Below are 14,321 nucleotides of genomic sequence, written 5' to 3'. Positions count from 1 at the left end.
GGCGCGAGCGGCCCGTCGCACCCGCGCGCACGGACGCGGAAGGGTTCGACATCGCGGCACTCGCCGCCCGGCTCGGGCGCGTCGCCACCGCCGACGGCAGCCGCCGCATCCTCGTCACCGCGCGCGATGCCGGCGGACTGCCCGCCGCCCTCGCCGAGCGCCTCGGCGAGATGCTCGGGACCGGGGCGCCCGCGCTCCTCGTCGAGGTCGCCACCTCCTCTTCCCCGGACGTGCCCGCCGGCGCGAAGCCCGGTTTCTCCGATCTCGTCGCGGGGACGGCCTCCTTCTTCGAGGCGATCGATCGCCTCGGCGCCGGGCGGCCGCATCGCGTCGGCGCCGGCACGGGCGTCGTCGATCCGCTCGCGCCGGAGGAGGAGGAAGGGCTCGAGATCGCGCTCGCCGCCTTCGACGAGACCTACGGCGCGACGCTCCTCGTCCTGCCGGACGCGCACGCGCCCGGCGCCCTCGCCGCGATGGCCCAGCGCGCCGACGCCGTCGTCATCGCGGCGCGCACGGGGCCGGAGGACGAGCGGCTCGTGTCGCTCTACGAGGCGGCGAAGGAGGCCGGCGCGCCGGAGGTCGTCGTCGCCCTCGCACCCGCCGGAGACGAAATCACCCGCGCCGCGTGAGCCGCCGCGCGGCCGCGAGCGCGGACATGACCCGCGGCGAGCCCTTGGCGAAGCGCTTGAGCCGTCCCGCGACCCGCGCCTGGACGGCCCAGGCGCGGCCGGCGAGGGTGACGGGCAGCGTCAGCTCCAGCATCTCCTCGGACCGGTCGCAGAAATGACCCTTGTAGCGGGCCTCGCCCACGCCGAGGTCGAAGCTCTCGTAGCCCTGCGCCCGCAGCTCCTCCATGACGGCGAGCATGAGGATGTCGCCCGGCGTCCCGCGGGCGATCTCTGGGGTGTCGTCGAAGGCGGTGAACATGCCGCTCGCGCGCACGCCGTCGCAGGCCGCGCCGAAGGTCGCGACGATGCGATCGCCGACGGCGAGCCGCCAGAGCGTGATGGCCGGACCGCCCGCCGCCTGCGGATCGCAGGCGGCCGACAGGAACGCGCGGGTGGCCGCGTCCGCGAACGGGTCGGGCAGGCCCTGCGCGCGCATGCGCCGGGCCTTGAAGGCGAGGAAGGCGTCGAGCGTGCGGTCCGCCTCGTCGCGGGTCGTCGCCCGCGAGACGGTCACCGCGCCGAGGGCCGCGAGCCCACGCTCCTTCTTGCGCAGCTTCTTGCGCGTCTCGCCGCTCAGCGGTGCGGCGGGGCCTTCGTCCGCACGGTCGGCGAAGGCGCTCCAGTAGGCGTCGCTCGCGGCGCGGTGCGCGCCGGGCAGCGCCAGCGGGTTCGCCTCGCCGGCCCAGGTCCGCGGCAGGTTGAGGAAGGCGAAGGCGTCGATGCCCATCGCCCGCCCGATCGCGGCGAGGTGCCGGCGCATCGCGTCGGGCGCCAGCAGCGGGCGCGCCTGCGGGCCGGCGAGCGGCAGGTGGAAGTTCGCGTGCTTGCCGCCGAGGGGGGCGGCGATGGTCACCGGCCCGCGGCGGTCGACGGCGAGAGGCAGGAGAAGGATCGGTCGCCCCGAGCGGGCTTCGTGGAGGACTGCGACCCGCACCCGCGTTCCCGGCGCGACCGCATGGCGGGCGAAGGCGTCCTGCCAGGCGAACGTCTGGTAGGGCGAGGCGCGCCCGCTCCCCTCGAGCCGCGCCCAGTCCGCACGCGCCGCCGCCAGCCCCTCGTGCACGACGACCGTCGTCTCGACGGCGTCCGCCGCGCGCAGCGCCGTCGTGCCCGGCCCGTCGAGGGCGGCGTCTTTCGTGGCCGACGTCACGCGGATCTCGTCCTTCGGGTCTGCGATGCACCGATCGATAACGTCGCGACTGTATGGAGGGGGCGTTAAGCGCGACCTAAGGGGCTCCCGGCGATGCTGAAACGGGCGATCATCTCCGCCGGGCTCTACGGCAGCGACCTCGTGCGGGCGCACGCCTGGGCGCGCTTCGCGCGGGGGCGCGGCGTGATCCTCACCTTCCACCACGTGCGCCCGTCGCCGCCCGAGGGCTTCTCGCCGAACCGGCTGCTCGAGATCACGCCCGAGTTCCTGGGCACCGTCCTCGACACGCTCGACGCGCTCGGCTTCGAGATCGTGCCCCTCGACGAGGTCCCCTCCCGTCTCGCCGGGCCCGAGCCCGAGCGGCCCTTCTGCGTGCTCACCTTCGACGACGGCTACCGCGACAACCGCGAGCACGCCGCCCCGATCCTCGCCGCCCGCGATGCGCCCTGGACGCTGTTCGTCACCCGCGACTTCGCGCTCGGGCGCGGGCGCTTCTGGTGGCGCGAGCTCGAGGAGGCCGTGCGACGCTCCCCGCGCATCCGGCACGACGGGCTCGACCTGCCGGCCGGGACCGACGCCGAGAAGGCGCGGGCCTACGAGACGCTCTACTGGCGCCTGCGCGCCGGGCCGGAGGACGTCCTGCGCGCGACGACGCGCCGACTCGCCGAGGCGGCGGGCGTCGACGTCGCGGCTCTGTCCGCCGAGGCCTGCCTCGGCTTCGACGAGATCGCCGCGCTCGCCCGCGACCCGCGCGTGACGCTCGGCGCCCATACGCTCACCCACCCGATGCTCGCCAAGCACGATGTCGAGACGGCGCGCCGCGAGATCGCCGAGAGCCGCGCCGCGCTCGCGGGGGCGACGGGGCGGGAGATCCGCCATCTCGCCTTCCCGGTCGGCGATCCCGGCTCCGCCGGCCCGCGGGAGTTCGCGCTCGCCCGCGAGGCGGGCTTCGCGACCGCGGTGACGACGCGCCCGGGCCATCTCTTCGCGGAGCACGCCGCGCACCCGCACGCGTTGCCGCGGGTCTCCGTCAACGGCCTCCACCAGAGTGCCGGCGCGCTGCGCGCCCTCCTGTCGGGTCTGCCGCTGCTCGCCTGGAACCGGGGCCGGCGCGTCGTCGCCGCGTGAGCGCTTCGCCGGGTGACAGCGCCCGCGAAGAGCGCTAGAGAGCCTCTCCCACGACCGGAGGTCCGCGTCATGAACCGAATTTGCGTCTTCTGCGGCTCGAACCCGGGCAACGATCCGGCCTATCGCGCCGCCGCGGTCTCGCTCGGCGAGACGCTCGCTTCGCGGGGCATCGGGCTCGTCTACGGCGGCGCCTCGGTGGGGCTGATGGCGGTGGTGGCGGATACGGTGCTCGCCCGCGGCGGCGAGGTGGTCGGCGTCATCCCGCAGATGCTCGTCGACAAGGAGATCGCGCATCACGGCCTGTCCGAGCTGCACGTCGTGGAGAGCATGCACGCGCGCAAGAGCAGGATGGCGGATCTCTCCGACGGGTTCGTCGCGCTGCCCGGCGGCGTCGGCACGCTCGAGGAGCTGTTCGAGATCTGGACCTGGGCACAGCTCGGCAACCACGCGAAGCCCGTCGGCCTGCTCGACGTCGCGGGCTTCTACGACCTGCTCGGGCGCTTCCTCGACCACGTCGTGGCGCAGGGCTTCATGCGCGAGGCGCATCGCGGCATGCTGCTGCGCGCCGAGGAGCCCGGCGCGCTGCTCGACGCCTTCGCGGCCTGGACGCCGCCGGTCGTGCACAAGTGGGTCGAGCGTTCGCAGACTTGAGCCTCACCCCCTGAAGTCGCTCTCCTCCAGGAACGCCGCCTCCTCGGGCGTCGTCTCGCGGCCGAGGATCGCGTTGCGGTGGGGGAAGCGGCCGAAGCGGGCGACGATGTCGCGGTGATGACGCGCCCACTTCACCCCGTCGGCGTCTCCGACCTCCTCGTTGAGGGCGACGGCGCGCTCCTGCATGGCGAGGTCCTCGGCGTGCTGGAAGGGGAGGAAGTAGAAGCGGCACATCGGCGGCGCGAAGGCCCTGTGGTGCCCGCGCTCGATCGCCCGCTCGGCGATGAGCACCGCCTGCGCGTCCGTGCGGTAGACGTCCTTCGTGCCGCGGAACATGTTGCGCGGGAACTGGTCGAGCAGGATGAGGAGCGCGAGCGACCCCTCCGGCAGCAGCTCCCACTCGTCGAGCCGCCCGGACGCCGCCGCCTGGTGCGTGGCCCCGAACCGCTCGCGGATCTCGGCGTCGAAGGCCTCGTCCTTCGAGAACCACCTCTCGGGTCCCGCGGCCTCCCAGAAGGCGACGATCTCGCCGTACCCCACCGTCTCGCTCATGTCCGCTCTCCCGATCTCGCGATTGCGCCCGGCCGCGCCGATGGATAACACGCCATCGGTGACACGTCGCGCGGGCCGCCTCGCGCGGGCGTCGCGGCGATTTTCGCCGCAGGCTCCCTTGCGTACGGCGCCATCCCCGCTACAAGCGAGCGCGAGCGCGCAGCGATGTTGCGCGGAACGGCCGGCGGGCGCAACGAAACGCGAGCGGGCGGGGCGAGCCCCGATGAAGAGGAAGACGGGGGCGCGCCCCCGCGTGAGAAGGGAAACGAGACCATGCGCGTGTATTACGATCGCGACGCCGACATCAACCTGATCAAGGGCAAGAAGGTCGCCGTCATCGGCTACGGCAGCCAGGGCCACGCCCATGCGCTGAACATGAAGGATTCGGGCGTCGGCGAGGTCGCGATCGGCCTGCGCGAGGGCTCGTCCTCCGCCCGCAAGGCCGAGGCGGCGGGCCTGAAGGTCATGAACGTGGCCGATGCGGCGCGCTGGGCCGACGTCGTCATGATGCTGACGCCCGACGAGCTCCAGGCCGAGATCTACGCCGAGCACCTCGACGCGAACATGAAGCAGGGCGCCGCCCTGATGTTCGCCCACGGGCTCAACGTCCACTTCAACCTGATCACCCCGCGCGCCGACCTCGACGTGCTGATGGTCGCGCCGAAGGGTCCCGGCCACACCGTGCGCTCCGAGTACGTCCGCGGCGGTGGCGTGCCCTGCCTCATCGCCATCGCGCAGGACGCGTCCGGCAACGCCCACGATCTCGGCCTCTCCTACGCCTCCGCCGTCGGCGGCGGGCGCGCCGGCATCATCGAGACGACCTTCCAGGAGGAGTGCGAGACCGACCTCTTCGGCGAGCAGGTCGTGCTCTGCGGCGGCCTCGTCGAGCTGATCCGCGCCGGCTTCGAGACCCTCGTCGAGGGGGGCTACTCCGCCGAGATGGCCTATTTCGAGTGCCTGCACGAGGTGAAGCTGATCGTCGACCTCATGTACGAGGGCGGCATCGCCAACATGAACTACTCGATCTCCAACACGGCCGAGTACGGCGAGTACGTCACCGGGCCGCGCATCATCACCCCGGAGACCAAGGCGGAGATGAAGCGTGTCCTGGAGGACATCCAGACCGGCAAGTTCACCCGCGACTGGATGCTCGAGAACAAGGTCGGCCAGACCTCCTTCAAGGCGATCCGCGCCCGCAACGCCTCCCACCCGATCGAGGAGGTCGGCGCGCGCCTGCGCGAGATGATGCCCTGGATCAAGGAGAAGGCGCTCGTCGACAAGGCGAAGAACTGACGGTAGCGGCCGTCCGGGCCGCCACCCAGGCGCAACGGAACCCATCGAGAGGCCCCGTCGTCCGCGAGGACGGCGGGGTTTTTCGTGTCGGAGAAGGAGGAGCGCCTACGCCTTAAGTATGAACCGTAATGCGTTAATTGCATGCTTGACGTATTCTGCAGCTCGTCTAAATCATATATACGAACCTAAGGTTATATATGGGAGCGGGGATATGGTCGGAATCACGGGGGATCGTGGCGTCGAGACCAATGTGCCGCCGGCCGGCGGAGGGGTGGGCAACAACACCGGCTTCACGCTGGCGAGCGGCGTCCTCGTCGCGCAGGTGGTGGCGCCGGACGCGGGCGTGGAGGCGGCGCGGCAGGTCCTGGAGCGCGCCTTCAACCTGCCGTCGGTGAACCCGCCGCCGACGTCGGCAGCGGGCCTGGGCGCGCGGGCGACGCAGATGCTCGGCAACTTCGCGCGGCTGGGCCTCGCCTTCCTCGCGGGCCGCTACCTCACCTCGGAAGGCGATCTCAACCTCGCCAAGGACCTCGGCCAGATCGGTCGCAGCGTCACGCTGCTCGACTGGCAGAACGCGCAGCAGGCGACCTGGCGGATGGGCTGGGAACCCGAGGACATGGGCCGGGACTGGACGCCCGACCAGCGTACCCGGTTCGTCCACGGCGCCGCCGACCTGTATCGCCTGCTCGAAGACGGCACGATCGGCGAGGACACGTTCTCGCGCAGCATGAACTCGCTCTTCCAGATGGTCGCCAACCGGGGCAACGCGAGCTCGGGCGAGCTGCTCGGCCCGCCGGCTCCCGTCGGCCCCCCCGCGCCGAGCGGCCGCGCCGAGGCGCCGCCGACGGTGTCCTACACGCCGCCGGTCGTCATCCCGCAGGCGCCGCCGGAGCCCACCGTCAACGGCACGGCGCGCCTGACGCTGGGCGGCTCGGCCTACACGATCGAGAACACGTCGGAGGGCTTCCGCGTCACCAACGCAGACTACGGCTTCCAGGCGCCGATCGCGGCCACGAGCCTCGACCAGGCACGCGACATCCTCAAGGGCGCCTGGCTCGCCGGCCAGATCCCGGGGCCGACGCCGTCCGAGAGCCCGCTCACGATCGCCAACCAGCGCTTCTCGATCGTCGGCAACAACGGCACCTACGGCCTGCGCGACCCCGCCGGCCAGCTGATCTACCAGCTGCCCGGACGCACCCTCGCCGAAGCGGCGGAGACGGCGCGTGCGGCCTATTTCAACGGCGACATCCCCGGCTTCCGGCCCCAGTCGAACCCGCTGACGATCGGCGGCCACCGGCTCGACATCGTCGGGTCGCACGGCGACTTCGGCCTCGTCCTGCCCGACGGCGACTATGCCGGGCGCGTGCGCGCGGGGAGCCTCTCGGACGCGGTCGCGCAGATCGAGACGCTCTACCTCGACGGGCGCATCCCCGGACTGCCGCCGAACCGGCTGACGATCGGGCTCGAGCCGGGGCTCGAGGTGCGCATCATGGGGCCGGGCGGGAGCGGTCCCTACGGTCTCGTCGGCCCGGACGGCGAGCTGCTGCTACGCCTGCGCGCGCCCGACGCGAACGGCGGCGATCGCCATCCCTTCTCCTTCGAGGAGGCCTCCGGCATCGCCCGCAGCCTGTTCGCGTCGGGCGCGCTCGCGCCCTTCGGCCTCGCGCCGAGCGCGCCCGAGGCGACCGACCCGCCGATCCCCGACCCGTGGGAGACCGATCCGGCGCCCACGCCGGCTCCGACGTCCACGCCGACGCCCACGCCCGCCCCACCGCCGGTGTCCACGCAGCCGCTGCTGCCGCCCGCGGTGCCTCCGAACGCGCCGCTCCTGCCGGGCGCCCGGGCGGCCCGCGGCGGGGACGGCACCAACGGGCCGGGCGGCCCGCCGCGAACCGGCGGTCCGGACGGCCCGAACAACGACGACGAGGAGCCGACACCGGAGGAGCTCAACGCCTTCCAGCAATGGCTGAGGAGGAGCGCCGAGAACTGGAACGCGCTGCGCGGCAACGCCATCGAGCGTGCCCAGCAGTTCCGCGAGCTGCTCTCGACCACGATCTCCACCGTCGGCAAGGCGCTCGCGATCACCAACGGCATCGGCGCGACCGGCGGCGCGATCTTCTACGGCGGCATCCAGGAGCAGCGGACCGGCCCGGCGGTGACGCCGGCGAACGCCGCCGACGAGCTGGCGCAGCTCCAGGCCGACCCGCTCGCTTACCTCGAGGCGAACTACACGAACGCTGTCGCCGGCATCAACCTGGGCGACCGGCTCTACAACATGAGCGGCAACCTGCTCGAGCTGACCAACCCCGACGGCACGATCGAGCACTTCCGCCGGGTGCCGGAGGACCTCTTCCTCGCCCTGCGCGACGCCCAGCAGGCGGCGGGCAACCCGTCGAGCCAGGTCTTCGTGCAGGAGGAGTACACCCGCCCGGACGGGACGGTCGACACGCTCAACGTGGAGATCCGCCCGCCCTTCCGGGCCGAGCCGCTGCGCGATGCGACGATCTACGGTCAGCTCGCCGACGACTCGCAGCCGTGGTCCTTCGCCTTCCGGGCCGGCTTGAACTTCGGCCCGCCCGAGGGGCAGAACCTGACGCTGGGGCTCAACACGAACTTCTTCTACCGCACGCAGACCGACACGATCACGACGGTGCGGCTCGGCCTGCAGCCGCCCGGCGGCACCGGCGCGCAGCTCGGCCTGCGCCAGCAGAACACCAACGTGCTCACCGGCATCAGCGCCAACGCCTCGGCGATCGACATCAACCCCTCGCAGGTGCGCGACCTGACGGACCCCGACTCCCCATTCAACGACGCGCGCCTCGTGGTCGCCAACGCACGGCTCTACCTCGTGACCGGCAACCGCGACCGCGTGCGCATCGACGCCACGGCGCCGACGGCGGGGTCCTCGCCCACCGGCGGCTACGCCCGCGCCCGCGAGACTGGCTTCTTGGAGATCGGGCTCGGCGGAGACTTCCTCCGCTTCACGCAGGGCGACACCTGGTGGTCGGCGAATTTCTACAACGAGCTGCAGCTCTACACGCCGGACCTGCGCACGCAGCTCACATTCGGCCAGAACGGCGGGCTCGGGGGCGGGCTCCAGCCGTTCCCGCTCTTCGAGGTCGACCCGGCCTTGCAGTTCTCGACGAACCAGGTGCCGCGGATCACGCCGGCGGTGCCCGGGCTGACCGGCGACGACGTGAACTGGGACAACCCGGCCATCTACGAGCCCTTCCATCCTTGATCGAGAGCCGGGAGCATCATCCCGGCGACGGCAGGCGACGTGACGAGACGCGGGAGCGCCCGACCTGATCCGCGCAGGTCGGGCGCTCTCGCGTTCGAGGCACGTCGTCGAGCCGTTTCTCCGACGCCTCCGCGGAGCGACGGCGAGCGCTTCCAGAGATTGCATGCGCGGCAACCAGGGGAATATGTATTCCGTCAGTGAATAATTTGAACGCATTCAAAGTTTGTTGAACTCATGGTTAATGCATAATACATTCATCCCGTGCAGAGAAAACCGGAGGAACGATCATGGTCGACTCGGTGAGCAACCCCACGGGTGGCAACAACAACACGCTCCACGGCGATCACGGAGCGGATGCCGGCTTCACGCTGGCGGGCGGCGTCGTCGTCGCGCAGGTGGTCGCGCCGAACGCGGGCGTCGAGGCGGCGCGCCAGGCGCTGGAGCGTGCCTTCAACCTGCCTTCGGTGAACCCGCCGCCGACGTCGGCAGCGGGCCTGGGCGCGCGGGCGACGCAGATGCTCGGCAACTTCGCGCGGCTGGGCCTCGCCTTCCTCGCGGGCCGCTACCTCACCTCGGAAGGCGATCTCAACCTCGCCAAGGACCTCGGCCAGATCGGTCGCAGCGTCACGCTGCTCGACTGGCAGAACGCGCAGCAGGCGACCTGGCGGATGGGCTGGGAACCCGAGGACATGGGCCGGGACTGGACGCCCGACCAGCGTACCCGGTTCGTCCACGGCGCCGCCGACCTGTATCGCCTGCTCGAAGACGGCACGATCGGCGAGGACACGTTCTCGCGCAACATGAACTCGCTCTTCCAGCGGGTCGCCAACATGGGCGCGAGCGGCGGCGGCGAGCTGCTCGGCCCGCCCGCGCCCGCCGGTCGGGCCGAGGCGCCGCCGACGGTGTCCTACACGCCGCCGGTCGTCATCCCGCAGGCGCCGCCGGAGCCCACCGTCAACGGCACGGCGCGCCTGACGCTGGGCGGCTCGGCCTACACGATCGAGAACACGTCGGAGGGCTTCCGCGTCACCAACGCAGACTACGGCTTCCAGGCGCCGATCGCGGCCACGAGCCTCGACCAGGCACGCGACATCCTCAAGGGCGCCTGGCTCGCCGGCCAGATCCCGGGGCCGACGCCGTCCGAGAGCCCGCTCACGATCGCCAACCAGCGCTTCTCGATCGTCGGCAACAACGGCACCTACGGCCTGCGCGACCCCGCCGGCCAGCTGATCTACCAGCTGCCCGGACGCACCCTCGCCGAAGCGGCGGAGACGGCGCACGAGGCCTACTTCACCGACCAGATCCCGGGCTTCCCGTCGCAGGACAACCCGCTGACGCTGGGCGGGCAGAGGCTCAACATCACCGGGTCCCACGGCGACTACGGCCTGATCCTGCCCGACGGCAGCTACGGCGGGCGCTTCGAGGCAGGCTCGCTCTCCGACGCCGCGCGCATGATCGAGACCGCCTGGCTCGACGGTGTGATCCCCGGCATGACGCCGCCATCGCGCACGATCGACCTCGGTGACGGGGCGACGGTGCGTCTGGTCGGCGGGCCGGAGGCCGGCGCGTACGGCATCGCCGACGCGGCCGGGGAGCTCCTCACCCGCATCCTCGTCGAGAACGACGACGGCACGACCCGCAACCCCGCCTCCTCGGACGAGGCCGAGGCCGTCGCGCGCAACCTCTACCGCACGGGCGGCCTCGCCGATCTCGGCCTCGCGCCGCCGGCGGCGACCACGTCGCCCGGCCAGGGCGACGACGTCGTCCTCTACGGTGCCGACGGCCGCCCGCTGCCGCCCTCGACCGCCGGCCGGGATGAGGAGGCGACACCCTCCGCCGGCGGCGGAAACAACGGCATCAACGGTGGCAACGGCAATCCGCCCGTCGTCGGCACCGGCGGGCCGGGCGACGAGGAAGACCCGGACTGGAACCAGTTCGAGCGCGACGCGCGCTTCAACCTGGAGGGCAAGGGCTTCTCGAACCAGGCGATCGAGCGGCTCGTCCAGAGCTGGAAGACCGCCCACCAGAACGGCGTCTCGATCTCGCAGCTCCAGCAGCGGCTCGCGACGACGACACCGAACCTGGCGCAGAAGGTCAACCAGCTCATCGAGAACCCCGCGTCGGCGCGCAACCTGCCCTTCGCCGTCGCGGTCGGCACCGCGCTCCTCGGCGTGGGCACCTGGGCCTTCCTCGGCTTCGCCAACCTCTTTCCGGAGAACGTGCGCAGCTTCCTGACGCAGGGGCGCGACATGCCCGAGGTCGGCGACACGGTGGTCGACGAGCACGTGCTCGCGGGCGTCAACGCCGTGCTGAGCGCGGGCTACCCGAACATGGACGAGCTGCTGCGCAATCCCGACGGCACGCCCCGCGACTTCACCGACGAGGCGGAGTACCAGGAGGCCGTCGGCGAGATCCAGGAGTGGAAGCAGGCCCGCGCACAGCAGGCGGTGGAGGTCATGGTCGGGAACATGGCCGTGCTCCAGGCGGAGGTGGGCGTGCTGATCGGAAGCGAGGCGCTCGCCGACTTCGCCCGGCGGCTCACCAACCCCTCGACGATCGGCGTCGCCGACGTCCAGGGCCTGCTGGGCATCGGCGGCCTGGGCACCGCCCAGCAGATCACCACCGCCGCGCACATGATCCAGGTGAACATCGCCATGCACGGCGACGCCGCGCTCGGCATCATCAACGCCCAGCGCGACTCGCAGCTCGCCGAGACGCGCGACCAGAGCTCGGCCCAGGCCAGCGCGGAGACGGCGATCGTCACGAGCCAGATCGAGCGGGTCGGTGACCTGCTCGCGCGCGGACCCGGGCCGGCGGTTGACGTCGGGACGAACCCCTCCGTCGCGCAGCTGCGGGTCGCGCTGGAGGCCTATCGGTCCTTCGTCGGCGAGCTCGGGGCGGCACAGCGCCAGATCCAGGATACGCTCGACGCTCTCCCCGACGGCTTCGACGCCGCCGCGCGCCAGCAGCTCGTCGATGCCCGCAACCGGCTCCAGGACCGCGTCGACGCGATCGCCGGGCAGCTCACGACGCTGACCTTCCAGATCGACCTGCTCACCGGCAATCAGGTCGGCCGCCAGGAGAACGAGGTGAACCAGGAGGTCGCCGCCGGCCGCCGGGCCGTCGACCTGTGGAACGCGCGTTTCGATACGGCCTACACGCTGAGCGAGTTCCCGAGCATCAAGGCGCCGATCAACTCGGCGACCCTGTTCGATCTCGTCGGCGCGGTGGAGGATCTCACCGGCCGGACCTTCGACGCGGGGAGCTTCCCGCGGCTCGCGCAGGCGCCGATGGTGCAGCTCCTCAACGAGCAGAACCCCGACTGGGTGCTCCAGGTCGCGCCCGAGCGCGACGCGCCCTACACCGACGCGGAAGCGCAGGCGCTGCGCGACGAGGCCCTGCGCCGGGCGCAGGCGGGCGACGCCGCCAACGGCCGCGACATCGTCGTGCCGGTGGACGTCTGGCGCGAGATCCTCAGCGGCCAGCGGCAATCGTCGCGCGACGCCGATTTCACCATCCCGGGCCTCGTCGGCGACGGCGTCGCCGCGTGAGGAACTGCTGCCATGCATCCCGCGGGGCGTGCACGCCCCGCGGGCTCGTCGTATCATGGCCTCCTGCGGAATAGCCGGAGCGCGCCATGAACGTCCTCTCGATCCAGTCCCACGTCGCCTACGGCCACGTCGGCAACGCCTCGGCCGTGTTCCCGATGCAGCGGCTCGGCTGCGAGGTCTGGCCGATCCACACCGTGCAGTTCTCCAACCACACCGGCTACGGCGCCTGGAAGGGTCGCGTCTTCGACGGGCCGGCGATCGAGGAGCTGGTCGAGGGCATCGCCGAGCGCGGCGTGCTGCCGCGCTGCGACGGCGTGCTCTCCGGCTACATGGGCTCGGCGGACATCGGCACGGCGATCCTCTCCGCGGTGGCGCGGGTGCGTGCCGCGAACCCCGACGCGCTCTATTGCTGCGATCCGGTGATCGGCGACGTCGGCCGCGGCGTCTTCGTGCGCCCGGGCATCCCCGAGTTCATGCGCGACCACGCGGTGCCGGCCGCGGACGTGATCACGCCCAACCAGTTCGAGCTCGACTTCCTCGCCGGCCGCGAGACCCGCACGCTCGCGGACGCCAAGGCGGCGATCGCCGCGGTGCAGGCGCGCGGGCCGCGCGTCGTGCTCGTCACCTCGCTCCACGTCGACGACACGCCCGAAGGCTGCATCGACATGCTGGCGGGGGAGGGCGGTCGCTTCTGGCGGCTGCGCACGCCGATGCTCTCGGTCTCGGTGAACGGCGCCGGGGACGCCATCGCCGCCCTGTTCTTCGTGCACTGGGCCCGCTCGGGCTCGGCCGAGACGGCGCTCGCGGAGGCCGGCGCGTCCGTGTTCGGGCTCCTGAAGCGCACCCAGGACGCGGGCTCGCGGGAGATCCTCACGGTGGCCGCGCAGGACGAGTTCGTGAACCCGACGCGGCGCTTCCCCGTCGAGCCGGCGTGACGCCGCCATGCGGCTGCGGATCGCCACCTTCAACGTCGAGAACCTCGTCTCGCGCAACGCCTACGGCCCGAAGGCGCGGCCTCAGACGGGGCCGGCGCTGTCGCTGTTCGACTTCGCCGACCCGCAGATGCGCGACCACATCCAGGCGGCCACGGCGGTCGCCCTCGAGGACGACGAGCGCCAGGCGACCGCGCTCTCCATCGCCGAGACCCGCGCCGACATCCTCTGCCTGCAGGAGGTCGACGGGCTCGGCGTGCTCGCGCCCTTCATCGCCAACTACGTGCACGCCGTCTCCGACATCCGCTACGGCCACATGCGGCTCGAGCCCGGCAACGACCCGCGCGGCATCGACGTCGCGCTGTGCGCACGCAAGGAGCTGTTCACGCATGAGAGGCAGGTGAGGGCGCGCTCCTGGAAGGACGCCACTTTCGCCGATCTCGGGGTGCACGAGCCGGCATTGGAGGCGATGGGCATTCCGCACGGTTCCAAGGTGTTCAATCGGGATTGTCTCGAGGTTTGCCTAGAGTTCGAAGAGGCTTCGCTGACGGTCTTCGTCTGCCACCTCAAGTCCACCGGCTGGGGACCGCGGGACGCCGGCTCGGCGCTGCGCCGGGCCGAGGCGCGGGCGATCCGCGCCATCGTCGAGCGCCGCTTCGGCGCCGGCTGGCGCGGGGCGCACTGGATCATCGCAGGCGATCTCAACGCGTCCCCCCAAGCCGTTCTGCCCGGAGGGGAAATCGTCCACGTGGAGGACACCGGCATCGAGCCGCTGACCGAGAATTTCGCCGTCGACCCGGCGCGCGCCCTGCCCGAGGGCGAGCGCTGGACGTACTACCACCGCGAGACGTCGGACGGGCGGGTCGTCGCCGAGCGGCACGTCCAGCTCGACGTCGTGCTGCTCTCGCCGGCGCTGGCCGCGGCGAACCCCGCGGCGCGGGTCGAGATCCTGCGCCGCGGGCTGCCCTATCGCGTGCCGCTCGATCCCGCCCATCCGGATCGATCCATCGGCCATCTCGCGACCCGCGCCGACCGCTACCCGCGCATCGGCTGGGAACGGCCGCGGGCGAGCGACCATTGCCCCGTCGTCGTCGAGATCGACTTGCCCGCCACGCCCGCCTGATCCACGAAGCCCACCGACCACTCCGCGACGTC

Annotated in this window: 9 protein-coding genes and 1 pseudogene; 8 read left to right on the top strand and 2 right to left on the bottom strand. The window is 72.1% G+C overall.

Annotated features, from left to right (window positions below):
• A pseudogene (locus tag ACTZWW_RS07670) lies at positions 1–629 on the top strand (hypothetical protein); the annotation flags it as partial.
• Here ACTZWW_RS07670 and ACTZWW_RS07665 read toward each other — a convergent pair.
• Positions 613–1,818, bottom strand: a complete 1,206-nt coding sequence (locus ACTZWW_RS07665) for a GNAT family N-acetyltransferase (RefSeq protein WP_444780354.1) — start codon at positions 1,816–1,818, stop codon at positions 613–615. The pseudogene ACTZWW_RS07670 and the gene ACTZWW_RS07665 sit on opposite strands and share 17 nt — an antisense overlap.
• 93 nt (positions 1,819–1,911) lie before the next feature.
• On the opposite strand from ACTZWW_RS07665, the gene ACTZWW_RS07660 reads away from it, so the two are divergent.
• Both ACTZWW_RS07660 and ACTZWW_RS07655 read left to right on the top strand, forming a co-directional pair.
• Positions 1,912–2,946, top strand: a complete 1,035-nt coding sequence (locus ACTZWW_RS07660) for a polysaccharide deacetylase family protein (protein ID WP_444780353.1) — start codon at positions 1,912–1,914, stop codon at positions 2,944–2,946.
• 69 nt (positions 2,947–3,015) lie between these two features.
• Positions 3,016–3,597: an LOG family protein gene (locus ACTZWW_RS07655; protein ID WP_444780352.1), complete on the top strand. Its 582-nt coding sequence runs from the start codon at positions 3,016–3,018 to the stop codon at positions 3,595–3,597.
• Positions 3,598–3,600: 3 nt separating this feature from the next.
• Here the strand turns inward: ACTZWW_RS07655 and ACTZWW_RS07650 are convergent, their stop codons facing one another.
• Complete coding sequence (locus ACTZWW_RS07650) at positions 3,601–4,149, bottom strand: DUF924 family protein (RefSeq protein ID WP_444780351.1); 549 nt, start codon at positions 4,147–4,149, stop codon at positions 3,601–3,603.
• A gap of 273 nt (positions 4,150–4,422) precedes the next feature.
• Here ACTZWW_RS07650 and ilvC point away from each other — a divergent pair, with 273 nt between their 5' ends.
• From ilvC to ACTZWW_RS07625, 5 genes are all read left to right on the top strand, one after another.
• A complete protein-coding gene (ilvC, locus tag ACTZWW_RS07645; protein WP_444780350.1) occupies positions 4,423–5,442 on the top strand; it encodes a ketol-acid reductoisomerase in 1,020 nt (339 codons plus the stop codon).
• A 211-nt stretch (positions 5,443–5,653) separates the two neighbouring features.
• On the top strand, positions 5,654–8,683 hold the full coding sequence (locus ACTZWW_RS07640) for a hypothetical protein (RefSeq protein WP_444780349.1): 3,030 nt from the start codon (positions 5,654–5,656) through the stop codon (positions 8,681–8,683).
• A 287-nt stretch (positions 8,684–8,970) separates the two neighbouring features.
• Positions 8,971–12,234 (top strand): hypothetical protein, encoded by a 3,264-nt coding sequence (locus ACTZWW_RS07635; RefSeq protein ID WP_444780348.1) that lies wholly within the window; start codon positions 8,971–8,973, stop codon positions 12,232–12,234.
• Positions 12,235–12,320: 86 nt separating this feature from the next.
• Positions 12,321–13,169: a pyridoxal kinase PdxY gene (gene pdxY, locus ACTZWW_RS07630; protein ID WP_444780347.1), complete on the top strand. Its 849-nt coding sequence runs from the start codon at positions 12,321–12,323 to the stop codon at positions 13,167–13,169.
• Between the two features lie 7 nt (positions 13,170–13,176).
• Positions 13,177–14,289: an endonuclease/exonuclease/phosphatase family protein gene (locus ACTZWW_RS07625; RefSeq protein WP_444780346.1), complete on the top strand. Its 1,113-nt coding sequence runs from the start codon at positions 13,177–13,179 to the stop codon at positions 14,287–14,289.
• Positions 14,290–14,321: the final 32 nt, after the last annotated feature.

It is taken from the genome of Salinarimonas sp. NSM, from assembly GCF_052380005.1.
GTDB lineage: Bacteria > Pseudomonadota > Alphaproteobacteria > Rhizobiales > Beijerinckiaceae > Salinarimonas.
The sequence above is the reverse complement of the archived record's forward strand: the minus strand, read 5'-3'. Positions and strand labels throughout refer to the sequence as shown.

Bases quoted from the DNA above. Each gene is read 5' to 3' on its own strand.
- ACTZWW_RS07660 (WP_444780353.1), top strand. From the start codon at position 1,912: ATGCTGAAACGGGCGATCATCTCCGCCGGGCTCTACGGCAGCGACCTC.
- ACTZWW_RS07655 (WP_444780352.1), top strand. From the start codon at position 3,016: ATGAACCGAATTTGCGTCTTCTGCGGCTCGAACCCGGGCAACGATCCG.
- ACTZWW_RS07650 (WP_444780351.1), bottom strand. From the start codon at position 4,149: ATGAGCGAGACGGTGGGGTACGGCGAGATCGTCGCCTTCTGGGAGGCC.
- ilvC (WP_444780350.1), top strand. From the start codon at position 4,423: ATGCGCGTGTATTACGATCGCGACGCCGACATCAACCTGATCAAGGGC.
- ACTZWW_RS07640 (WP_444780349.1), top strand. From the start codon at position 5,654: ATGGTCGGAATCACGGGGGATCGTGGCGTCGAGACCAATGTGCCGCCG.
- ACTZWW_RS07635 (WP_444780348.1), top strand. From the start codon at position 8,971: ATGGTCGACTCGGTGAGCAACCCCACGGGTGGCAACAACAACACGCTC.
- pdxY (WP_444780347.1), top strand. From the start codon at position 12,321: ATGAACGTCCTCTCGATCCAGTCCCACGTCGCCTACGGCCACGTCGGC.
- ACTZWW_RS07625 (WP_444780346.1), top strand. From the start codon at position 13,177: ATGCGGCTGCGGATCGCCACCTTCAACGTCGAGAACCTCGTCTCGCGC.